This window comes from Micromonospora sp. NBS 11-29 (assembly GCF_002140155.1).
In the GTDB taxonomy this organism is placed as follows: domain Bacteria; phylum Actinomycetota; class Actinomycetes; order Mycobacteriales; family Micromonosporaceae; genus Micromonospora.
Genome location: NZ_NAPR01000032.1, coordinates 38,492 through 60,679, shown reverse-complemented (window position 1 = coordinate 60,679; position 22,188 = coordinate 38,492). Strand labels below are relative to the sequence as shown.

The 22,188-nt window shown below is 73.7% G+C and carries 14 protein-coding genes and 4 pseudogenes; 10 read left to right on the top strand and 8 right to left on the bottom strand.

Going from position 1 to position 22,188, the window contains the following annotated elements:
* The first annotated feature begins 112 nt into the window (after positions 1-112).
* Positions 113-1,696, top strand: a complete 1,584-nt coding sequence (locus tag B1205_RS27840) for an ATP-dependent DNA ligase (protein WP_089158354.1) — start codon at positions 113-115, stop codon at positions 1,694-1,696.
* Positions 1,697-1,712: 16 nt separating this feature from the next.
* Here the strand turns inward: B1205_RS27840 and B1205_RS27835 are convergent, their stop codons facing one another.
* Positions 1,713-2,543 (bottom strand): SURF1 family cytochrome oxidase biogenesis protein, encoded by an 831-nt coding sequence (locus tag B1205_RS27835; protein WP_089158297.1) that lies wholly within the window; start codon positions 2,541-2,543, stop codon positions 1,713-1,715.
* Positions 2,544-2,679: 136 nt separating this feature from the next.
* On the opposite strand from B1205_RS27835, the gene B1205_RS27830 reads away from it, so the two are divergent.
* Positions 2,680-4,050, top strand: a complete 1,371-nt coding sequence (locus tag B1205_RS27830; protein WP_089158353.1) for a cobyrinate a,c-diamide synthase — start codon at positions 2,680-2,682, stop codon at positions 4,048-4,050.
* Positions 4,051-4,166: 116 nt separating this feature from the next.
* On the opposite strand, the gene B1205_RS27825 is transcribed toward B1205_RS27830, so the two are convergent.
* The gene (locus tag B1205_RS27825) at positions 4,167-6,299 is read right to left on the bottom strand and encodes a transglycosylase domain-containing protein (RefSeq protein ID WP_089158296.1); all 2,133 of its coding nucleotides are present in this window, start codon (positions 6,297-6,299) and stop codon (positions 4,167-4,169) included.
* 122 nt (positions 6,300-6,421) lie between these two features.
* On the opposite strand from B1205_RS27825, the gene cobC reads away from it, so the two are divergent.
* The 3 genes and pseudogenes from cobC (at position 6,422) to cobA (ending at position 9,863) form a co-directional block, all read left to right on the top strand.
* On the top strand, positions 6,422-7,516 hold the full coding sequence (gene cobC / locus B1205_RS27820; RefSeq protein WP_089158295.1) for an Rv2231c family pyridoxal phosphate-dependent protein CobC: 1,095 nt from the start codon (positions 6,422-6,424) through the stop codon (positions 7,514-7,516).
* A pseudogene (locus tag B1205_RS27815) lies at positions 7,516-8,674 on the top strand (nicotinate-nucleotide--dimethylbenzimidazole phosphoribosyltransferase). The gene cobC and the pseudogene B1205_RS27815 overlap by 1 nt, the downstream one beginning before the upstream one ends.
* Positions 8,671-9,863, top strand: a pseudogene (gene cobA, locus B1205_RS27810) (uroporphyrinogen-III C-methyltransferase). Before B1205_RS27815 ends, cobA begins: the two co-directional pseudogenes overlap by 4 nt.
* Before the next feature lie 94 nt (positions 9,864-9,957).
* On the opposite strand, the gene B1205_RS27805 reads toward cobA, so the two are convergent.
* Positions 9,958-12,504: a trehalase-like domain-containing protein gene (locus tag B1205_RS27805; protein ID WP_089158294.1), complete on the bottom strand. Its 2,547-nt coding sequence runs from the start codon at positions 12,502-12,504 to the stop codon at positions 9,958-9,960.
* Positions 12,501-13,846, bottom strand: a pseudogene (locus tag B1205_RS27800) (alpha,alpha-trehalose-phosphate synthase (UDP-forming)). The gene B1205_RS27805 and the pseudogene B1205_RS27800 overlap by 4 nt, the downstream one beginning before the upstream one ends.
* A gap of 361 nt (positions 13,847-14,207) precedes the next feature.
* Here B1205_RS27800 and ettA point away from each other — a divergent pair.
* The 4 genes from ettA to B1205_RS27780 all read left to right on the top strand — a co-directional run bounded on the left by ettA (position 14,208) and on the right by B1205_RS27780 (position 17,716).
* Positions 14,208-15,884 carry an energy-dependent translational throttle protein EttA gene (ettA, locus tag B1205_RS27795; RefSeq protein ID WP_089158293.1) on the top strand — a complete coding sequence of 559 codons (1,677 nt, stop codon included), beginning with the start codon at positions 14,208-14,210 and terminating at the stop codon, positions 15,882-15,884.
* 13 nt (positions 15,885-15,897) lie between these two features.
* Positions 15,898-16,341 (top strand): acyl-CoA thioesterase, encoded by a 444-nt coding sequence (locus B1205_RS27790; RefSeq protein ID WP_089158292.1) that lies wholly within the window; start codon positions 15,898-15,900, stop codon positions 16,339-16,341.
* Positions 16,338-17,000 (top strand): hypothetical protein, encoded by a 663-nt coding sequence (locus B1205_RS27785; protein WP_089158291.1) that lies wholly within the window; start codon positions 16,338-16,340, stop codon positions 16,998-17,000. The genes B1205_RS27790 and B1205_RS27785 overlap by 4 nt, the downstream gene beginning before the upstream one ends.
* 131 nt (positions 17,001-17,131) lie before the next feature.
* Positions 17,132-17,716: a YbjN domain-containing protein gene (locus tag B1205_RS27780; protein WP_089158290.1), complete on the top strand. Its 585-nt coding sequence runs from the start codon at positions 17,132-17,134 to the stop codon at positions 17,714-17,716.
* Between the two features lie 10 nt (positions 17,717-17,726).
* Here the strand turns inward: B1205_RS27780 and B1205_RS27775 are convergent, their stop codons facing one another.
* The 3 genes and pseudogenes from B1205_RS27775 to B1205_RS27765 form a co-directional block, all read right to left on the bottom strand.
* The gene (locus B1205_RS27775; RefSeq protein WP_176308840.1) at positions 17,727-18,113 is read right to left on the bottom strand and encodes a globin; all 387 of its coding nucleotides are present in this window, start codon (positions 18,111-18,113) and stop codon (positions 17,727-17,729) included.
* A gap of 78 nt (positions 18,114-18,191) precedes the next feature.
* Positions 18,192-19,491 (bottom strand): annotated as a pseudogene (locus B1205_RS27770) (MFS transporter).
* Positions 19,492-19,725: 234 nt separating this feature from the next.
* The gene (locus B1205_RS27765; protein WP_441338589.1) at positions 19,726-20,742 is read right to left on the bottom strand and encodes a mechanosensitive ion channel family protein; all 1,017 of its coding nucleotides are present in this window, start codon (positions 20,740-20,742) and stop codon (positions 19,726-19,728) included.
* Between the two features lie 308 nt (positions 20,743-21,050).
* Between B1205_RS27765 and B1205_RS27760 the strand changes: the two genes are divergently transcribed.
* Positions 21,051-21,590 (top strand): HNH endonuclease, encoded by a 540-nt coding sequence (locus B1205_RS27760; protein ID WP_089158287.1) that lies wholly within the window; start codon positions 21,051-21,053, stop codon positions 21,588-21,590.
* Here the strand turns inward: B1205_RS27760 and B1205_RS27755 are convergent.
* Positions 21,591-22,188: class F sortase (locus B1205_RS27755; protein ID WP_254910262.1), on the bottom strand; the 598-nt coding region annotated here is incomplete at its 5' end.

The window sequence follows — 22,188 nt, the reverse complement described above, 5'->3', positions numbered from 1 at the left end:
ACCGGCACGACCGGGACGCGCGACCGGGCTTCCGGCGGCTCGGTGGCACCCGTGCGGTGCGCCGGGCCGCCGGAAGCGCCCTGATGTCGCAGGTGGCTGGCAGGATGTGGGCGTGCGCTTCGCGGAGCTGGCGGCCACCTCGGCCGCGGTCGGCGCCACCGGTGGCCGACGGGCCAAGGTGGAGCTGCTGGCCGCCGCGCTGCGTGCGCTCGACCCGCCCGAGATCCCGGCCGGCGCCGGCTACCTCGCCGGTGAGCTGCGCCAGCGGCAGACCGGTGTCGGGTGGGCGGGCCTGCGCGACCTGCCGCCGCCGGCGGCCGAGCCGACCCTGACCGTGGCCGCGGTCGACGCGGCGGTCGAGGAGATCTCCCGGGTCGGTGGTGCCGGCTCCCAGGCCCGGCGGCGCGAGCTGGTCGGCCGGCTCTTCGCCATGGCGACCGCCGACGAGCAGCGCCTGCTGGTCGGCCTGTTCCGGGGCGAGCTGCGCCAGGGCGCCCAGGCCGGCCTGCTCGCCGAGGCGGTGGCGCGGGCGGCCGACGTGCCGGTCACCACCGTCCGCCGGGCCCTGCTGCTCGCCGGCGACCTGCGGGCGGTGGCGGTCGCGGCGCTCACCGGCGGCGCCGCCGCGCTGGCCGGGTTCGGGCTCCAGGTGGGCCGCCCGCTCGCGCCGATGCTGGCGCAGAGCGCGCCCTCGGTCGACGAGGCGCTCACCGCCACCGGCCTGCCGGCCGTGGTCGACGTCAAGCTCGACGGCATCCGCATCCAGGTGCACCGCTCCGGTGCGGACATCGCCGTCTTCACCCGCAGCCTCGACGAGATCACCGGCCGGCTGCCCGAGGTGGTGGCCGCCGTGCGCGCGCTGCCCGCCCGCGAGCTGGTGCTCGACGGCGAGGCGATCGGGTTGGACGCCGCCGGCCGGCCGCTGCCGTTCCAGGAGACGTCGAGCCGGGCGGCCCGGCGCACCACACCCAGCACCACCGGCCGCACCCCGGTCGCGCCCGCCGTGCTGGCCGCCGCCGAGCGTGCCGGCACACCGGTGCTCACGCCGTACTTCTTCGACCTGCTGCACCTCGACGGCGCCGACCTGATCGACGCGCCCGGCCGGGAGCGGTGGGCCGCGTTGGCCGATGCGCTCGATCCGTCGCTGCTGGTGGGGCGCGTCGAGGTGGACGACGCGGCGCAGGCCGGGGCGGCGTTCGCGGCGGCGGTCGACGCCGGCCAGGAGGGGGTGGTGGTGAAGGATCCGGCCGCGCCCTACGACGCCGGGCGGCGCGGCGCGGCCTGGGTCAAGGTCAAGCCCCGGCACACGCTCGACCTGGTGGTGCTCGCGGTCGAGTGGGGCAGCGGGCGACGTCAGGGCTGGCTGTCCAACCTGCACCTCGGCGCCCGCGACCCGGGCACCGGCGAGTTCGTCATGCTCGGCAAGACGTTCAAGGGGCTCACCGACGAGCTGCTGCGCTGGCAGACCGAACGCTTCCTGTCCCTGGCCGTGGAGAAGGGCGACTGGGTGGTCCGGGTCCGGCCGGAACAGGTGGTCGAGATCGCCTTCGACGGGGTGCAGACCAGCAGCCGCTACCCGGGCGGGATGGCGTTGCGGTTCGCCCGGGTGGTGCGCTATCGGGACGACAAGACCGCCGCGGAGGCGGACACGATCGACGCGGTCCGGGCGATCCACGCCGGCCGGGTCACCGGCTGACCGCCGGGGCCCGGGCTCAGGAGGCGGCGGGGCCGGCGGCAGCCGGCTCGGCTGCCCGGTCCACCGGCGTGCGGGGGCCGTCGAGCCCGGCCCGGCGTCGGGCCTCCCGGCGGGCCACCCAGCCGTAGCCGAACAGGCTCATCACCGCGAAGATCCACCACTGCCAGACGTAGCCGAAGTTCTGCCAGTTGTTGGTGTGCCCGATCGGCACCGCCTGGAACGCCGGGTCGGCGGCCGGCGTCTGCCCGTCGAGCAGCACGTAACCGCCGGTCACCGGGTAGGGCAACTGCTTCGCCAAGCGGGGGATGTCGATCCGGCGGGCCTCCAGCTTGCCGTCGCGCCGGGCGATGCCACCGCCGCCGCTCTCGCTGCCGACCACCCGGCCGGTGACGGTGACCTCGCCGGTCGGTGCCGCCGGCACCGGGGGCTGAACGGTCGCGCCGGCGTTGGGTGCGGGCGGGATCCAGCCCCGGTCGACGAGCACCGCGCTGCCGTCTTCGAGCACAAGCGGGGTGAGCACCTCGAAGCCGACCCGGCTGTCGACGGTCCGGCCACGGATCAGCACCACGTTCGCGCTGTCGTAGCGGCCGGTGGCGGTGACCCGGCTCCAGGTGACCCGTTCGACCGGGGCGGGGCCCGCGCTGCCCGTACCGCCGGTCGGCGCCGGCAGCGCGTCGCGCAGCGGCGCGGGCGTCATCGTGGCACCGGCGTCGATCCGTTCGTTGATCGCCGTGCGACCCCGGTAGCGGTCGAGCTGCCAGTTGCCCAGGAACACCATCACCGCGGCGGCGGCGAGGGTGAGCGCGAGGTAGCCGAGCCAGCGCGGGGTCAGCAGGAACCGGTACACGTTGGCCAAGGCTACCCGTATGAGCGGGGCCACTCGCGGCTGCCGGGCGAAACTCCGGCCCGGCACGGCCGCCGGGCGACGGCCCGGACGGGTATGGTCACGCGGGCGGAAATCACCCCGGATCCAGGAGTCGATGATGACCGACGTGCCGCGCGTCGTACTGAGCGCGCCCTCCTCGGGGCACGGCACCGGCGCCCTCTCCCTCGGCCTGCTCGCCGCGCTCGCCGATCGGGGGCTGACGGTGGCCGGGTTCAAGGTCGGGCCGGACCAGGTCGACGCGGCGTACCTGGGGTTGGCCGCCGGCCGTCCGGCACGCACGCTGGATCCTCGGTTGGTCGGCCCGGAGCGGGTCGCCCCGCTTTTCGCCCACGGCGCGACCGGCGCCGGGTTCGCGCTGGTGCAGGGCACGATGGGGCTCTACGACTCGGTTGCCGGCCGCCCGGAGAGCGAGTCCACCGCCGCCGTCGCCACCGCGCTGCGCAGCCCGGTGGTGCTGGTGGTGGACGTGGCCGCGATGGGCCAGTCGGTGGCCGCGCTGATGCACGGCTTCCGGGCGTACGACGAGCAGATCTGGGTGGGCGGCGTGATCCTCAACCGGGTCGCCTCGTCCCGGCACGAGACGCTGCTGCGCGAGGCGCTGGACGACGTCGGGGTGCCGGTCTACGGCGCGCTGCGCCGGCACGAGCTGCCCCCGGTGCTGCCCGCCCGCCGGCACGGCACGGCACCCGTGGTGCGCGGTGACGCGGAGGCCGAGCGCGGGGTGCGCCGGCTCGGCGAGGCGGTGGCCGCGACCGTCGACCTCGACCGGCTGCTGGCGCTGGCCCGGTCCGCTCCCGCGCTGACCGTCGAGCCGTGGTCACCCGATCCGACGGACGGGCCGCCCGCCACGGCGGAGCGGCCGGTGGTCGCGCTGGCCGGCGGCCCGGCCGGCACCTACAGCCACCCGGAGACGGCCGAGCTGCTGCGCGCCGCCGGCGCCGAGGTGGTCACGCTCGATCCGCTGCGCGACGAGGCGCTGCCCGCCGGGACCCGCGCGCTGGTCGTCGGCGGCGGGCTTCCCGAGACGTACGCGGAGCAGCTCTCCGCCAATCGCCGGCTCTGCATCGCGGTGGCCGAGCTGGCCCGCTCCGGCCGCCCGGTGGTCGCCGAGGGCGCCGGCCTGCTCTGGCTGGCCCGTGAGCTGGACGGCCGGCCGATGTGCGGGGTGCTCGACGCGGTCGGCACGGTCCGGGACGGCCTGGTGGTCGGCTACCGGGAGGCGACCGCGGTCACCGGCAGCGTGGTGGCGCCGGCCGGGGTCACGGTGACCGGGCACAAGCAGCACGCCGGTGTGCTCACCCCGCGCGCCGGTGACCGGCCGGCCTGGCAGTGGGACGGCGGCACCCCGGAGGGTTTCGTCCGCCACGGCGTGCACGCCTCGCAGCTCGTGCCGCACTGGGCCGCGCTGAGCGGGGTGGCCACCCGCCTGGTGGCCGCCACCCTGGCCCCCGCATCCACCCCGGCGTGACCCGCCCCCGTCGACGCTGGACGTCGATCAAGGAGTTCGCGTCGGGGACCAGACGATCCCGGACGCAAACTCCTTGATCAACTGACCCGGGCGCACCCCCGGGCAGACGGCGGGGGTCAGCCGACGATCTGGTCGGACGGTGGGGTGAACTGGCGGGTGGGTTGACCCTTCAGGGCGTCGCGGAGCGTCATGGCCACCGCGTTCACCGGCACCTCGGACTGGCCGTCGCCCACGGCGTTGAACGGATTGTCCGGATCGGCGATGAAGCTCGCCGCCGCCAGTTCCGGTGTGTAGCCGACGAACCAGGCGGACCGGGTGCTGTCCGTGGTGCCCGTCTTGCCGGCGACCGGTCGGCCCACGGTGCCCCGGACGCTGTCGGCGGTCGACCAGCCGCCGCAGCTTCCCTTGGCCGGGGTGTCCCCGGTCGGGCAGCGCGCCGCGTCGGTGGCGGCCCGCGCCGCGTCCGCGTTCACCACCTGCCGGCAGCGTGGCTTGGCCACCTCCCGCTGCACCCCACCCGGGGTGGTCCAGGTGGCCGGTGTGCCGTCCCGGGTCATGATCGCGTTGACCGGGATCGCCTCGCAGTAGCGCCCGTCGGCGGCGACGGCCGCGTACGCGTTCGCCATCTCCAGCGGGGTGGCGTCGGAGACGCCGAGCGTGAACGCGCCCCACTTCTTCGCCCGGGTCGGCGACGCCTGTTCCCGGTCCACGTCGGTACGCCAGCGCAACCCGAGCTGCTCGGCCAGGCGTACCCCGGCCTCCGCGCCGACCTTCTCCTCCAGTTGGACGAAGTAGGTGTTCACCGACTTGCCGAAGCCGGACCACATGGTCTGCCGGCCGGTCATCGCGGCGCTGGCGTTGGACGGCGCCCAGCCGTCGTAGATCGCGGACTGGTACTTGTACGGCGAGTCGTACGCGGTGGACAGCGGCATCCCGGCGTTGAGCGCGGCGAGCATCGGGAACATCTTGAACGTCGACCCGGCCTGGTAGCCCGGAAGCGTCCCGCCGCCGAGCAACGGCGCGACCGTGTTCGGGTAGTTCGCCTTGACCTTCGGGCCGGCCTCCGGGTTCGAGCTGTTCGGATTCTCGGCCAGGTCGAGCGAGTAGTTCCGGTTCACCGCCATCGCCTTGATCCGCCCGGTGCCGGGCTCGGCGACCACGATGCCGTTGGCGAAGGGGCTGCCGGTGTTGTCCTGGGCGCCCACGTTCTTCTCGGCCGCCGTCTGGATCTTCGGGTCGAGGGCGAGCACGATCCGGTAGCCGCCGCGGCGGAGCTTGTCCATCCGTTCCAGCCGGTTGTCGCCGAACGCCGGCTGCGCGCTCCACCAGTTCTTCAGGTAGTCGCAGTAGAAACCCCAGCTCCGGTGCGCGCCGTCGATCGCGGCGCAGTCGTTAGGCGGGTCGGTCAGCTTCAGCCGGATCGGCTGGGCCTGGGCCGCCGCGGCGGCGTCCGGCGACAGGTAGCCGAGTCGGGCCATGTTGTTCAACACGTAGTTGCGCCGGCCGGTGGCGTCCTTCTGGTCGGAGGTGATCGGGTCGTACTCCGAGGGGGACTTGACCAGCCCGGCGAGCGTGGCCGCCTCGACCGGGCTGAGCGTGGCCGGCGTCTTCGAGAAGAAGATCTGCGAGGCGGCGTAGATCCCGTACGCCCGGTGGCCGAAGTAGGCCGAGTTGAGGTAGCGCTCCAGGATCTGCTCCTTGGTCAGGTGCTTCTCGATGTCGAGCGCCATGCGCATCTCCTTGACCTTGCGCAGGCTGGTCTGCTGGGTGGCCTCCTGGACCTCGCGGGGGGTGGACGCGCTGTCCCGCAGGGCCATCCGGACGTACTGCATGGTGAGCGTCGAGGCGCCCTGGGAGACGCCGCCGGAGCGGGCGTTGGAGACGAAGGCCCGCGCCACGCCCTTCGGGTCGACGCCGTGGTGCTGGTAGAAGCGGTTGTCCTCGGCGGCGACGATCGCCTGCTGGATGTTCGGCGACATGTTCTCGATCTTGGTGTACTGGCGGTACTCCTCGTAGAACATGGTCAGCACCGTCCTGCCGTCGGGCGCGTAGAGGTACGACGTCTCGGCGGGCAGCGCGGTCTTGAGGATGTTCGTCTTCTGCTGCACGGCGTGCGCGGTGGCCTTCGCGCCGATGCCGGTGGCGGCGGCCAACGGGTACATCGCGGCGGCGACGATGATGCCGGCGATGAGTCCGGCGCGGAGAAGGGGCACGGTACGACCAGCGGAGGCAAGGGGTCGGTTGCTCACGGGGTCAAGCTATGACATTTCCGATTCGGAAATGAGAAGAATTCATAAACGGGCGAGCCCGTGACGCGCCCCACGCCGGGATGCGCTGTCCCACGCGGCGGCTTCCCGGCAGGATCGCGGACATGCCCGCAACACCGACCGTGACCGTGCTCGCCGAGCCCGTCGCGCCCGCCGAGCCCGACCTGGGCCACCACGGGGACGCCGAGGCGACGCCCGGTCTGGTGGACCTGGCCGTCAACGTGCGCCGCGCCCCGATGCCCGACTGGCTGGCCGACCCGCTCACCGCCGCGCTGGGCGAACTGGCCGCGTACCCGGACCCGGCCCCCGCCCGCGCCGCCGTCGGTCACCGACACGGGCGACCCCCGGAGGAGGTACTCCTCACCGCCGGTGCGGCCGAGGGCTTCGTGCTGATCGCCCGGGCGCTGCGCGACGCCCGCCGCCCGGTGGTGGTGCACCCGCAGTTCACCGAGCCGGAGGCCGCCCTGCGCGCCGCCGGCCACCGGGTGGACCGGGTCCTGCTCGACCCGGCCGACGACTTCCGACTCGATCCGGCCCGGGTCCCGGCCGACGCCGACCTGGTCATGGTCGGCAACCCCACCAACCCGACCTCGGTGCTGCACCCGGCCGGCACCCTCGCCGCGCTGGCCCGGCCCGGCCGGGTACTGGTGGTGGACGAGGCGTTCGCCGACACCACCGCCGCCCCCGGCGTCGACGGTGAGCCCGAGTCCCTCGCCGCCCGCCGTGACCTGCCCGGCCTGGTGGTGGTCCGCAGCCTCACCAAGACCTGGGGGCTGGCCGGACTGCGGATCGGCTACCTGCTCGGCGACCCCGGCCTGCTGGCCCGGTTCGCCGCCGCCCAACCGCTCTGGGCCGTCTCCACCCCGGCGCTCGCCGCCGCCACCGCCTGCGCCACCACGGCCGCGGTCGCGGCCGAACGCGCGATCGCCGCCGAACTCGCCGCCGACCGCGACCACCTGGTGGCCCGCCTGTCCGACCTGCCCGGGGTACGCGTGGCCGGGCGCCCGGCCAGCGCCTTCGTCCTGATCCACCGGCCCGGCGCCGCCGAGCTGCGGGAGCGGCTGCGCGCACACGGCTGGGCGGTCCGCCGGGGCGACACCTTCCCCGGGCTCGGCCCGGACTGGCTCCGGATCGCGGTACGCGACCAGGCCACCACCGACGCGTTCACCGCGATACTGGCACGGATCCTGGAGGCATGATGCTTGAGTCAACCGTCGCGGCGATCCGCCCGCTGGACGAGACCGCCATGGCGGCCGCCCGCGAACTCCAGGGCCGGCTGACCAAGCCCGCCGGCTCGCTCGGCGCCCTGGAGCCGCTCTCGGTACGCCTGGCCGGGCTGGCCGGGACCTGCCCGCCGCCGCTGCCCGGCCCGGCCGCGGTGGCGATCTTCGCGGGCGACCACGGCGTGCACGCTCAGGGCGTCACCGGATGGCCGCAGGAGGTCACCGCCCAGATGATCGGCAACTTCCTGGCCGGCGGCGCGGTGGTCAACGCGTTCGCCCGGCAGGCCGGCGCCTCGGTCACCGTGGTGGACGTCGGCGTGGCCACCCCGCTCCCGACGGCNCCCCCCCCCCGCCGTGCCGGCGGCCCGCGCCGCCGACCTGCCCGGCCCGCCGACCGCCCCGGTGGCGCTCTCCGCCGAACTCGTCGCGACGCCCGCCGACCCGGCCGGGCCGCGCCTGGTGGCGGCGAACGTGCGCGCCGGCACCCGGGACATGACGGTCACCACCGCGCTCACCCGGGACGAGGCCCGGGCGGCGGTGGAAACCGGCATCCGGATCGCCGGCGAGCTGGTCGACACCGGGGCGGGCATCCTGCTCACCGGCGACATGGGCATTGGCAACACCACCCCGGCCGCCGCCCTGATCGCGGCGTTCACCGGCGTGGACGCGGCGGCGGCGACCGGCCGGGGCACCGGGGTGGACGACGAGACGTATGCCCGCAAGGTCGCCGTGGTGCGGACCGCCCTGACCCGGCACGCGCCCGACCCGGCCGACCCGCTGGGCGTTCTCGCGGCGGTCGGCGGGCTGGAGCACGCCGCGCTGGCCGGGCTGATCCTCGGCGCCGCCGCGCGCCGGGTGCCGGTGCTGCTCGACGGCGTGATCGCGGTCAGCGCCGCGCTGGCCGCCGCCGCGTTCGCGCCGGACGCCGTGGGCGCCATGGTCGCCGGGCACCGCAGCGCCGAGCCGGGTGCCACGGTGGCGCTGCGGCACCTCGGGCTCGACCCGCTGATCGACCTGGGGCTGCGGCTCGGCGAGGGCACCGGGGCGCTGCTCGCCCTGCCGGTGGTCACCGGCGCGGTCCGGGTGCTGCACGAGGTGGCCACGTTCGACGCGGCCGGGGTGGCCGAGAAGTGAGCGAGCCGAGCCCGTACCCGTTGGGGTTGCGGCTGGCCGGCCGGCGGGTGGTCGTGGTGGGCGGGGGAGCGGTGGCCACCCGGCGGGTGCCCGCGCTGCTCGACGCCGGCGCGGACGTGCTGCTGGTGTCGCCCGAGCTGACCCCGGCGCTGCGCGCCCACGTCGACGCCGGACGCCTGCACTGGGAGCCGCGCCGCTTCGCCGTCGACGACCTGGACGGTGCCTGGCTGGTCCAGGTGGCGGTGGACGACCGGGCCGCCGCGGCGGCGGTCAGCGCCGCCGCCGCCGAGCGGCGGATCTTCTGCGTCCGGGCCGACGACCGGGCGGCGGCCAGCGCGTGGACGCCCGCCGTGACCCGGCACGGCCCGGTGACGGTGGCCGTCCTCGGCGGCGGCGACCCGCACCGCGCGATGACCGTCCGCGACGCCATCCGCACCCTCCTCGGTGAAAGGAAGGGCCNGGACGGGTGGCGCTGGTGGGTGCCGGGCCGGGCGACCCGGAGCTGATCACCCTGAGGGGCTGGCGGTTGCTCACCGAGGCCGAGGTGGTGGTCGCCGACCGGCTCGTCCCCGGGCTGCTCCTCGACGAGCTGCGCCCGGACGTCGAGCTGGTGGACGCCTCGAAGATCCCGTACGGGCCGTCGCGCGGCCAGGAGGAGATCAACCGCATCCTGGTGGACCGCGCGCTGGCCGGGAAGATCGTGGTGCGGCTCAAGGGCGGCGACCCGTACGTCTTCGGTCGGGGCGGGGAGGAGCTGCTGGCCTGCGCCGAGGCGGGCGTGCCGGTGACCGTGGTGCCCGGGGTGACCAGCGCGATCGCGGTGCCCGGGGCGGCCGGCGTGCCGGTGACCCACCGCGCGGTGGCGCACGAGTTCACCGTGGTCTCCGGGCACGTCGCGCCCGACTCGCCGGCCTCGCTGGTCCGCTGGGAGTCGCTGGCCGGCCTGCGCGGCACCCTGGTGGTCCTGATGGGCCTGAAGAACCTGGCCGCGATCGCCGCCACCCTGATCGCCCACGGCAGGCCGCCGCAGACCCCGACGGCGGTGGTCCAGGAGGGCACCACCGCCGCCCAGCGCATCCTCCGCTCGACCCTGGCCGCAGTGGCCGCCGACGTGACCGCCGCCGCCTTCCGTCCACCCGCCATCGTCGTCATCGGCGACGTCGTCAACGCCCTGGACCCGGTCCACTGACGTCGATCATGCACTCGGTGCCCGCGAACTGCCCGATTTNCGGAACGCGGAGCGGCCCGGGACCGCAGGGTCCCGGGCCGCTTTCGTGGGTGGGTTACTGCTTGAGCATGTTGTCGAGCAGCAGGGCGCAGCGGATCAGGCCCAGGTGGCTGTAGGCCTGGGGGTGGTTGCCCAGGCCCCGCTCGGCGAGCGGGTCGTACTGCTCGGGGAGCAGGCCGGTGGGACCGGCCGTGTCGACCATCTGGACGAACAGTTCTTCCGCGTCGGTGCGGCGGCCGGTGCGCAGGTACGCCTCGATCAGCCACGACGTGCAGATGTGGAAGCCGCCCTCCCGTCCGGGCAGGCCGTCGTCCCAGTGGTAGCGGTAGACGACCGGACCGCTGCGCAGGTCCGCCTCGATCTTGAGCACGGTGGAGAGGAAACGCGGGTCGTCGCCGGGGAGCAGCCCGGACAGGCCGATCCAGAGCGACGAGGCGTCCATCTCGTCGTGCCCGTACGCGACGCTGTACGCCTCGGCCTCCGGGTGCCAGCCGTGCTCCAGCACGTTGGCCCCGATCCGGTCACGCAGCTCCACCCACTCCGGCCGGTCCTGGCCGCCGTGCTGGCGCACGACGTGCAGCGCCCGGTCGACGGTCATCCAGAGCATGACCTTGGAGAAGACGTGGTGCCGGGGTGGGAGGCGGGCCTCCCAGATGCCGTGGTCGGGCTCGTGCCAGCGGCGGCGTACCGCCTCGACCATGTTCTCCAGGACCCGCCACTCGTCGTCGCGGACCGAACCCCGGGCGTCGGCCACCGCGGCGATCAGGTCGGCGACCGGGCCGAAGACGTCGAGTTGGAGCTGGTGGTTGGCGAGGTTGCCGACCCGCACCGGCCGGGAGCCGGCGTAGCCGGGCAGCGTGTCGATGACCGCCTCGGCGCCCAGTTCGAAGCCGTCGACGGTGTAGAGCGGGTGCAGCCGCTCCGGGTGCCCCCCGGTGCGCTCGACCACGCCGTCGATCCACCGCAGCAGCCCCTCGGCCTCCTCGGTGGAACCGAGGTCGACAAGCGACCGTGCGGTCATCGCCGCGTCCCGCAGCCAGCAGTAGCGGTAGTCCCAGTTGCGGACCCCGCCCAGCTCCTCGGGGAGCGACGTGGTCGCCGCCGCGAGGATCGAGCCGGTCGGCTCGTGGCAGAGCCCGCGCAGCGTCAGCGCGCTGCGGGCGACCAGGTCCTTGGCGGTGGCGGGCAGCCGCAGCGAGGCCACCCAGTCCTTCCAGGGCTGCTCGGCGGCGGCCTGCCGCTCGTGCACCGGCACCCGGTGCGGCTCCAGGCTCTGCGTGCCGAAGCGCAGCTCCAGCACCACCTGCCCGCCGGTGGCGGAGAGGTCCACCACCGCCTTCGCGGTCTCGTAGCCGGCGTCGTTGGTGACCTCCCACTCGACGCCGGGGGAGTGCAGCGCCACCGGCTCGTTGGAGCCGAGCACCAGCAGCCCGTCGTCCAGCGGTTGGAGCTGCACCGCCACCTGACCGAACTCGGGGCGCGGCGCGAACTCGATGCGGGCCCGGCCCCGGCCGGTGAGCACCCGGACCAGGGTCGAGTCGCCGCTGACCACGGCCGGGTCGTCCGGCGTGGTCTGCCGGACCGGCAGGTCGAGCCAGTCGGTGACGGTCAGGCCGGACCAGCGGGTCTCCACCGTCATGGTGTTGCTGCGGTAGCGCTGCCCCAGCGGGATGCCGCCACGCTCCGGGCCGACGGTGAAGTGCCCGGCCGGGCTGCCGCCGACCAGGTCGGCGAAGATCGCCGCCGAGTCCGGCTTCGGGTGGCACAGCCAGGTGATCTTGGCTTCCGGCGTGACCAGCGCGACCGTACGCCCGTTGGCCAGCATCGAGTGCCGTTCGATCGGCACCGCCCGCTCGCCGAAGAGCCAGTGCCGCCGGGTCTCCAGCAGCAGGGCCAGCGCCCGGGCCGCCTCGATCGGCTCGGCCACCCGGTAGTCGGCCCGGGTGTCCCCTGGGCCGATCTTGATGCCGACGTCCGGCCCCTGGAGGTTGCCGAACGCGTTCTCGTCGGTGACGTCGTCGCCGATGAACAGCACCGCGCCGGCCGCGAGCTGGGTGCGGAGCTGGTCGACCGCGGTGCCCTTGTGGGTCGCCACCACCGACAGCTCGATGACCTCCTTGCCCTGGGTGACGGTGACGTCGTCCCAGGTGGCGGGGCCGCTGCGGACCGCGTCCACGGCCGCGGCGGCGACCTGCGGGTCGACCCCGCGGGTGTGTACGGCGACGCTGGCCGGCTTGCGTTCCAGCCGGACGCCCGGGTGGGCGGCGGCGATCTCTCGTAGCTCCTGGCGGAGCCGGTGCCGGACGGCGATCAGCTCGGGGGTGAGGCGTTCGACGANGGGGGAGAGGGTGGCCAGGTCGCGCAGCGCGCGGCCGGAGACCACCGCGACGCTTGTCTGCGGCAACGACGCCAGCGCGCGGATCGCGGCCACCGATTCGGGCAGCGGTACGGCCTTTGTCGGGTCCTCGACGATCGGGGCCAGCGTACCGTCGTAGTCGCAGGCGACGAGGAGCTGGGGAACCCGGGCGATGCGGCCGATGGCGGCACGCAGTTCCGGGTCGAGCACGCCACCGGTGGTGGTGGCGGCGGCGGGCGGGGTCACGCAGCCTCCGTATCGGGGACGCCGAGCTCGCTGAGGAACGACTTGGCCCAGTGGCCTANTTTTCGACATGCACGGCCCGCAGCAACGCGTCCTTTACCGCGTCGGGGTCGTGCGGATTACACAGGAACGCCTGGCGCAGCTCGGTGGCGGCGCCGGCGAACTCACTGAGCACGAGCGCGCCGCCCTGGTCGGCGCGCGATGCGACGTACTCCTTGGCCACCAGATTCATTCCGTCTCGCAGCGGGGTCACCATCATCACGTCGGCCGCGACGTACATCGCGGCCAGTTCGGAGCGACTGTACGACTGATGGAGGTAATGCACCGCCGGCACGCCGACCCGACCGAATTCACCATTGATCCGGCCAACCTCGCGTTCCACCTTGACCCGAAGTGCCTGGTAGTGCTCCACGCGCTCGCGGCTGGGTGTGGCGACCTGCACCATAACCGCGTCGGGAACTGTCAACTTTCCGTCAGCAAGGAGTTCCCGGAAGGCCTTGAGTCGGAGTTCGATCCCCTTGGTGTAGTCGAGCCGGTCGACGCCCAGGATGATCGTCTTCGGGTTGCCCAGCTCCTCGCGGATCTGCTTGGCCCGGGCCTGGATCGCCGGGTCCTCGGCCAGCCGCTCCATCTCCCGGGTCTCGATCGAGATCGGGAACGCGCCGGCCTTCACCTGTCGGCCGTCGACCTGGATCATCTGCCCCTCGTAGCGCAGGCCGAGCAGGTGCCGGGCCAGCCGGACGAAGTTCTGCGCCGCCAGCCGCTGCTGGAACCCGACCAGGTCGGCGCCGAGCAGGCCACGCAGGATCTCGGCGCGGAACGGCATCTGCATGAACAGCTCGATGGGCGGGAACGGGATGTGCAGGAAGAACCCGATCTTCAGGTCCGGCCGCAGCTCACGCAGCATCGCCGGGACGAGCTGGAGCTGGTAGTCCTGCACCCAGACGGTGGCGCCCTCGGCGGCCACGTCCGCCGCGGCCTCCGCGAACCGGGCGTTGACCAACCGGTACGCCTCGCGCCAGCGCCGCTTGTAGGCCGGTGTCTCCACCGCGTCGTGGTAGAGCGGCCAGATCGTCGCGTTCGACTGGCCCTCGTAGTAGCGTTCCAGTTCCTCGGCGCTCAGCGGCACCGGGTGCAGCCGGATGCCCTCCAGGTCGAACGGCTCGGGTGCGGCGCCGGTGCCGCCGGCCCACCCGACCCAGGTGCCCTGGTGCTCGGCGAGCACCGGGTGCAGCGCGGTCACCAGGCCGCCGGGGCTGCGTCGCCACTGTCGACCCTCGGGCGTGCTCACCTCGTCGACCGGGAGGCGATTGGCCACTACGACAAAGGAGCTACGGACGGTCACGATCGGCCACCTCCGGGTGCTGACGGGTCCACCGCGATGAGCGTACTGAGCGTAGCTGCGGCGTCTGATCCCCCGTGCCGGACTCCTCTACCCGTCCCGAAACCGCCGAACCCTCTCCGTGATCTTGTCGACAACAGGGTTCAGAGGTCGATGACCGGCCTCCAAAAGCCGTCTGGGCCAGGTCCATGCCGCCCGCCGTACCGGTGCTGGGGTGGGGTGATGTGGGCGCGGCCGCCCGTACCTGTCAGGATTGACGACGGCGTGCGCGCGGCCGGCTCCCGGCCCGCGGCGGCGGGCGGAGTCGAAGCCCGTGCCCCGCACCCGCAACCCGCGATCGCAACCGACGGAGGTAGCCCGCACCGTGGCCCAGTTCATCTACGTCCTGGACAAGGCGCGCAAGGCGCACGGCGACAAGGTCGTGCTCGACAACGTGACGCTGAACTTCCTGCCGGGCGCCAAGATCGGTGTGGTCGGCCCGAACGGCGCCGGCAAGTCCAGCCTCCTCAAGATCATGGCAGGGCTCGACCGGCCGAGCAACGGCGAGGCCCGGCTGATGCCCGGCTTCACCGTCGGCATGCTGGCCCAGGAGCCACCGCTCAACGACACCAAGACCGTCCTCGGCAACGTCGAGGAGGCGGTCGCGGAGATCAAGACCAAGCTGGACCGGTTCAACGCAATCGCCGAGCAGATGGCGACCGACTACTCCGACGAGCTGATGGAGGAGATGGGCCGGCTCCAGGAGGAACTGGACAACGCCGACGCCTGGGACATCGACTCCAAGCTCGAACTGGCCATGGACGCGCTGCGCTGCCCGCCGCCGGACGCCGACGTGACCCAGCTCTCCGGTGGCGAGCGCCGCCGGGTGGCGCTGTGCAAGCTGCTGCTGGAGGCGCCCGACCTGCTGCTGCTCGACGAGCCCACCAACCACCTGGACGCCGAGAGCGTGCAGTGGCTGGAGCAGCACCTGGCCAAGTACGCCGGCACGGTCATCGCCATCACCCACGACCGGTACTTCCTCGACAACGTGGCCAACTGGATCCTGGAGCTGGACCGCGGCCGGGCCTACCCGTACGAGGGCAACTACTCCACCTATCTGGAGAAGAAGGCCGCCCGGCTGGCCGTCGAGGGCCGCCGCGACGCCAAGATGAAGAAGCGCCTCTCCGAGGAACTGGAGTGGGTGCGCTCCAACGCCAAGGCGCGGCAGACCAAGTCCAAGGCCCGCCTCGACCGCTACGACGAGATGGCGGCCGAGGCGGAGAAGACCCGGAAGCTGGACTTCGAGGAGATCCAGATCCCGCCGGGCCCGCGCCTGGGCAGCACCGTCATCGAGGCGCACCACCTCAGCAAGGGCTTCGGCGACCGGCTGCTCATCGACGACCTGTCGTTCTCGCTGCCGCGCAACGGCATCGTCGGCATCATCGGCCCGAACGGCGTCGGCAAGACCACGCTGTTCAAGACCATCGTCGGGCTGGAGCAGCCGACCGGCGGCGACGTCAAGGTGGGCCCCACCGTCTCGCTGTCGTACGTCGACCAGAACCGGGCGGGCCTCGACGGCGACAAGACCGTCTGGGAGGTCGTCTCCGACGGGCTGGACCACCTCATGGTGGGCAAGGTCGAGATGCCGTCCCGGGCGTACATCGCCGCGTTCGGCTTCAAGGGGCCGGACCAGCAGAAGCCGACCAAGGTGCTCTCCGGCGGCGAGCGGAACCGGCTCAACCTGGCGCTGACGCTCAAGATCGGCGGCAACGTGATCCTGCTCGACGAGCCGACCAACGACCTGGACGTGGAGACGCTCTCCAGCCTGGAGAACGCGCTGCTGGAGTTCCCCGGCTGCGCCGTGGTCATCTCCCACGACCGGATGTTCCTCGACCGGGTGGCCACGCACATCCTGGCCTGGGAGGGCACCGAGGAGGACCCGGACCGGTGGTTCTGGTTCGAGGGCAACTTCGAGGCGTACGAGAAGAACAAGATCGATCGCCTCGGCGCGGAGGCGGCCCGGCCGCACCGGGTGACCTACCGCAAGCTCACCCGTGACTGACCGGTGCTGACCCTTGTCTGACCGGTTTGTCTACCACTGCGCGCTGCGCTGGTCCGACCTGGACGCGTACGGCCACGTCAACAATGCCCGGTTCCTCACGCTCTACGAGGAGGCCCGGGTGGCGCTGATGTTCGCCGGCGGCCGGGCCTGGGGAGTGGGCTCGTTCGCCGACGGGGTGGTCATCCGCCGGCACGAGGTCGACTACCTGCGCCCGGTCGACTACGTGCTCGGCCGGGCCAGCGCCGAGGTGGCGCCGAGCGTACGGATCGAACTCTGGGTCGACGAGATCCGCGCCGGTTCGTTCTCGGTCGCGTACGAGCTGTACGACGGCGACGTGCTGGCCGGGCGGGCCCGGTCCGTGCTGGTCCCGTTCGACCTGTCCACGCAGCGGCTCCGCCGGATCTCGCCCGAGGAGCGGACGTTCCTGCTCCGCTACGCCCCCGGGCTGAACGGATGACCGGGCACGGGCTGACCGGGGTGGCCGACGCCGGTGCGTTCCTGGCCCGGCTGGTCCGGCTGGACCCGGGCACCCTGGTCCGGCTCCGGCCGGTGCCCGGCGCCGGCCGTACCGCCCTCTGGGCCCACCTGCCCTGGGACGTGCTCGTGGTGCGTACCGTGCCCGGCGACGCGCCCGGCGACGTCACGGTCGCCGCGGCGGAGCTGCTGGCCGAACTCTCCGCCGGTGGGGACGCGCTGCCGCGGCGACGGGACGAGGGCTGGCGCTGGCCGCTGCCACCCCCGGCCAGCCGCCCCGTGGAGGTGCTCCCCGGCGCCCAGGTGCGCCGGATCGCGGCCGCCGCGGCCGGGACGCTGCGCGAGGCGGCCACGCACGGGGTGGCGGGCCGGGCGGTGGGCCAGCGGGTGCTGCGGGACGCGCTGCTGGACCACGTCGCGGTGGTGGTTACCCCGGACGAGGAGCCGGCGACGCCGGTGGAGGTGTCCCAGCGGCTGGTGCAGGGCGTGGTGCGGATGGGGTTCCTCGGCGCCGACGCCGGCGACGTTCAGGTGCGGGTGGCGGGCCGTTGGGTCGGACTCGTCGGACCGTACGGGGCGGCATGGTCGCGTACCGTCGCGGACCTTGCACTCACGCCTACCCGAATTCACCCGAACGGATGACCCGGCATCATTCTTCCGGCCCGGGGCGGCCGTTGGGGGGGTGCCTCCTGCCGGCTGTCCGGGTACCGTCCATCCTCGGATCCAACGCACCGTAGGCGATTGGATCCGCTGGGGAGTGAGGTGCGCGAGCGATGCCGTGGTGGTCATGGCGCCCCGGTCCCGCCGGTGGCGGCGATCCGGAGACTCGAAGCGGGACCACAGTGGATGACAGCGTCCGGGTCGGACCACCGACCCCGCGCCAGCCGTGCGACGACGCGGCGGCGCCCGAGCGGCCGGTGATCGCCGACATGCCGGCCACGGTCGCCCCGGTGACCCTCAGCCGGGTCTGCGACGCGCTCGACCTGCTCGACGTGCGTTACCTGGCCGACGGCGACGGCAACCTGCTGGCCATGTGGGAGCGGCACGCCGTGCTGGTCGCCCTGGAGGGCCCGGAGGACGAGATCCTGGTGATGCGGGCCCGGCCGCACGCGACCGTGCCGCCGGACTGGGCCGACCGGGCCTACCGGGTGGTCAACGAGTGGAACCACACCCGACGGTTCTGCAAGGCGTACATCGGCGACCCGACCGAGCGGGGCCAACTGCCCATCTACGCCGAGTTGCAGGTGCCGCTCGGCGCCGGCGCCCACGACGCGCTGCTGGTCGAGATGCTCGACTGCGGGGCCGCGGTGGCCACCACCTTCGTCGACTGGCTGCACGACGAGGGCGCCCTGCTCTGAGCGGGGCCGGTCAGCCCGCGGCCGGGTCCTCCGTCGCGTTCACCATGAAGTACGCGGCCCGCTCCAGGTAGTCCCAGAGCGCGGTGGCGAGCTGCGGAGGCAGGTCCAGTTCGTCCACCGCCCGCCGCATGTGGCGCAGCCAGGCGTCGCGTTCGGCGGCGCCGATCCGGAACGGCGCGTGCCGCATCCGCAGCCGCGGGTGGCCGCGCTGATCCGAGTACGAGCGTGGGCCGCCCCAGTACTGGATCAGGAAGAGGGTCAGCCGGTCCGCGGCCGGCCCCAGGTCCTCCTCCGGGTACATCGGCCGCAGCAGCGGGTCGTCGGCGACGCCGGCGTAGAACTCGTCTACCAGCTTGCGGAAGGCGGGTTCACCGCCGATCGCCTCGAAGAGCGTCATCGACTCGCCTGGGGAAGTCACGCTTCCATCCTGCCAGGTGTGCCCCGGCACCCCCCACCGCCCGACGGGCGGCGCGGCTCACGTCACCGCGTGCCGGTGCCGCCCGTGCTCCCGCCCCCGGTCACCCGGAACCGGCCCCCGGGGCGAGGCGTGCGAACCGGCCCGGGCCGACTCGGCCCGAGCGGTCTCGACGGCCGCCTCGATCGTCGCCGGTCGGGGCCAGGTGGCCGCCGCCACGAGCATGAGGAGCACTCCGGCCGCGCTCCACACGCCGACCACCATCGGGATCGGGAACCGCTCGGCCAGTGCGCCGGTGGCCAGCACCGCGCCACCCTGGATGACCTGCGTGCCGCTGGCCATCACGCCGAACGCCCGCGCCCGGTAGCCGTCCGGCAGCGCCTGCACGAAGAGACCGTTGGCCACCGGGACGATCCCGGCGACCGCGAACCCGCACGCGCCGGCGAGCAGGGCCACCACGGCCGGCGGCGGGTCGAGCACCGCCGGGACGAGCACCGCCGGCGCGAGCACCGCCAGCGGTGGCATCAGGGCCAGCCGGCGGGCCGGGGTGGTCAACCGGCCGATGATCAGCCCGCCGAGGATGTAGCCCACCGGGTTGGCGGCCATGATGACCGCCTGGGCGGTGCCGGCGTCCATGCCGCCGCCGGTGCGATCGGCGGCCCAGCCGGCGGCTAGCCCCTCCGGCACGATCGAGAAGACCATGGCGCTGAACACCAGCACCGCGATGGCGCGCAGCACCGGCCGCTCGAAGACGATCCGGAACCCCTCGCCGGTTTCCCGCAACAGGTGGCTGCGGTGCGCCTCGCCCATCGCCGGGGCGCGGTCGCGCAGGCCGAAGCGGACCAGGACGGCCGACAGCGCGAAGGTGCCCGCGTTGATCAGCAGGGCGGTNGGTGGAGGCGGTGAGCCCCACCACCAGCCGGTCGCCGGTGAGGATGTGCGGCAGCAGCGCCGAGCGCGCCGCCTGGCTCGGCGGGTTGGCCAGCGTCGCCACGAAGACCAGGGCCAGGACCGACCAGGCCGGCATGAACGGCATCGCGACCAGCACCATCAGCGCCATCCGGATCAGGTCGCAGAGCACCATCACCTGGCGGTAGCGGTGCCGTTCGGCGAGCGCCGAGAGCAGCGGACCGCCGATCAGCCAGGGCAGGTAGCTGGCCGCGAAGGCGGCGGCGGAGAGCGCGACCGACTCGGTCTCGCGCAGGACGAGCACGGTGACCGCGGCCTTGGCGAGATAGTCGCCGACCCAGGAGAGGACGTTGGCGGCGAAGAGCGCGCGGAACTCCGACTGGCCGAACACGTCGCGGAAGGTGGCCGGGCTCTCCTGGGCGGGTCGCTCGTCGGACACCGTCGCCTCCATCGTTCCGGGCCGGCCACTTGTGATGGCCCGACCGGGAACCGTCGTCAGATCAACCGATCAGCGAGGACACGAAGCACACTCCCCGGTGGAGCGTGTTCACCGGATTCTGCCCGATCGTCTGACGGGTGGCTAGGGCGAACGGATTGATCGTCGCATCTCCGACTGAACGAACGGACGATACCCGAGGGGCCGCGCGACGCGCGACCCCCGGAAATCGGGCCGTACCGTCGTGGCTCAGGCGGCCCCGCCGGCGCCGGCCCCCTCCTCCCCGGACGCCTGCGGCGGCAGCCCGGGAAAGAGCCGGGCCGCCGCGATCCGGGCGGTGATGCCCGAGTTCTCCAACGCCTCCGCGAGCCGGCGGCGCAGCTCCCGGCCGACCGCGAACTGCCCGTCGGCGGTGGTCTTGACCACGGTACGGATCACCGTGCCGTCGACCGTCACCTGCTCGACGCCGAGCACCTCCGGTGGCTCCACGATCTTCGGCGCCAACTCCGGGTCCAGCGCCACCGACGCCGCCGCGGTCCGCAGCACGGCGGTGGCCTCCTCGGTGCCGGCGAAGCCGATCGGCAGGTCCACCACGACCAGCGCCCAGCCCTGGCTCTTGTTGCCGACCCGGATGATCTCGCCGTTGCGGATGTACCACAGCACGCCCCGGCCGTCGCGCACCGTGGTGACCCGCAGGCCCACCGCCTCCACCACGCCGGTCGCCTCACCCAGGTCGACCGTGTCGCCCACGCCGTACTGGTCCTCGATCAGCATGAACAGGCCGGCGATCAGGTCCTTGACCAGGCTCTGCGCGCCGAAGCCGAGCGCCACGCCGGCGATGCCCGCGCTGGCCAGCAGCGGGGCCAGGTCGAAGCTGAACTCCTTGAGCACCATCAGCAGCGCGATGCCGAAGACGAACGCGGTGACCAGGCTGCGCAGCACCGACCCGATCGCCTCGGCGCGCTGCCGCCGCCGCTCCGGCACGAACTGGTCCGGGTCGAGCGTGGCGCTCGGGATCCGCTCGCGCAGCGGGCGGAGCATGGTCGGCACCGCGCCCTGGGTGGTGGTGCGCACCAGCCGGTTGATGGTCCGGTGCAGCGCCCAGCGAGCGACCACGGCGAGCAGCAGGATCAGCGCCACCCGCAGCGGCTTCAGCAGGATCCAGTAGCTGCTCTCGGCGAACCAGGCGGAGCCGGTGGCCCGGTACAGGAACTCGCAGGAGCTGCTGCCCTGGCAGTCCGGTCGCCGGTCGGAGACGGCGGACAGCAGGGCGGCGATCAGGTCGGAGACGTTCACCGTGCTTTCGTACCGCACGCGCCGTCGTCGGGCCGCACGGACCCGCCCCGACGGGGTGGCCCGAGGCGACGATCATCCGGGGCGGAACCGGCCATCTTGACATGCCGGGGTCAGGCCGGACGGGGGTACCCCGGATTAGTACGTGCAATCCGGGGCGCGATCAGGGACTATTGGCGCAACGGACGTCGGTGATCCGGCCGACGTCGGGGTCGATCCGTGCTGCTCACGGGCGGCTCCGGCGTGCTGGCGGGAGCGGCTGCACCGGGAGGGTGAGCGCGATGCCTGACATACGACCCACGGCGGGCTCCGGCGCACTCGTGCTGAACGCCACCTACGAGCCCCTGTGCGTCGTGTCGGTGCGCCGTGCCGCGATCCTGGTCCTCTCCGCCAAGGCGGTCTGCGTGGCCGACGGGGAAGGCATCCTGCACAGCGCGCGCAACGCGCTCCCGGTGCCCTCGGTGGTGCGGCTGACCCGCTACGTCCGGGTGCCGTACCGCACCCACGTCGGGCTCTCCCGCCGGGCGATCTTCGCCCGGGACGGGTGGCGGTGCGCCTACTGCCGTGGGCCGGCGGAGACCATCGACCACGTCTTCCCGCGCAGCCGGGGCGGCCGGCACGCCTGGGAGAACGTGGTCGCCGCGTGCGCCCGCTGCAACCACACCAAGGGCGACAAGACCCCGGCCGAGCTGGGCTGGCGGCTGCACCACCTGCCGGTCGTCCCGAAGGGCAACGCCTGGCGGGTGCTCGGCCACCGTGCCCCCGACCCGCGCTGGGCGGACTGGCTCGACGTGCGCGAGCCCGAGCCCGAGGCGGCCTGATCAGCGCGCCTTCACCAGCGAGGCGTAGACCACCAGGTTGTCGGCGTATCCGGTCTCGCCGCCCACCCACCGCCCGCCGCAGGTGATCAACCGCAGGTTGGGGCGGCTGAAGTCGCCGTAGACCTCCCGTACCGGCAGTTTCTCCTTGCCGTACCGCTCGACCGAGGTCACCTCGAAGACGGCCACCGAGCGGTCCTGCCGGGTCACCTCGATCCGGTCGCCGTCGTCGAGCTTCCGCAACCCGTGGAAGACGGCCGGCCCGGTGGTGGTGTCGACGTGCCCGACGAGCACCGCCGGGCCGTACTGGCCGGGGGTGGGGCCCTGGTCGTACCAGCCGACCTCGCCCGCCCGGTCCACGTCCGGCACCGCGATGCTGCCGTCCGGGGCGACGCCGACCCGGTGCACCGGCGCCCGCAGGTCGAGCTTGCCGATGGCCAGGTCGGTCGGCGGGCTGGCCGGCAGCACCGGGAACTTCTTCGGCGGCGGACGCAGGCCGGCGACGAACCGGTCGGGCAGCATGTTGACGCCGGTCACCCGTTCCACGCCGAGCATGGCCACGATCACCGCCATCAGGCTCGCCACCACCAGCACCGGCACG

Excerpts from the sequence above, each read along its gene's own strand:
- B1205_RS27830 (WP_089158353.1), top strand. The coding sequence starts at position 2,680 with ATGACCGACGTGCCGCGCGTCGTACTGAGCGCGCCCTCCTCGGGGCAC.
- cobC (WP_089158295.1), top strand. The coding sequence starts at position 6,422 with ATGCCCGCAACACCGACCGTGACCGTGCTCGCCGAGCCCGTCGCGCCC.
- B1205_RS27785 (WP_089158291.1), top strand. The coding sequence starts at position 16,338 with ATGACCGGGCACGGGCTGACCGGGGTGGCCGACGCCGGTGCGTTCCTG.
- B1205_RS27780 (WP_089158290.1), top strand. The coding sequence starts at position 17,132 with ATGCCGTGGTGGTCATGGCGCCCCGGTCCCGCCGGTGGCGGCGATCCG.
- B1205_RS27775 (WP_176308840.1), bottom strand. The coding sequence starts at position 18,113 with ATGACGCTCTTCGAGGCGATCGGCGGTGAACCCGCCTTCCGCAAGCTG.
- B1205_RS27760 (WP_089158287.1), top strand. The coding sequence starts at position 21,051 with ATGCCTGACATACGACCCACGGCGGGCTCCGGCGCACTCGTGCTGAAC.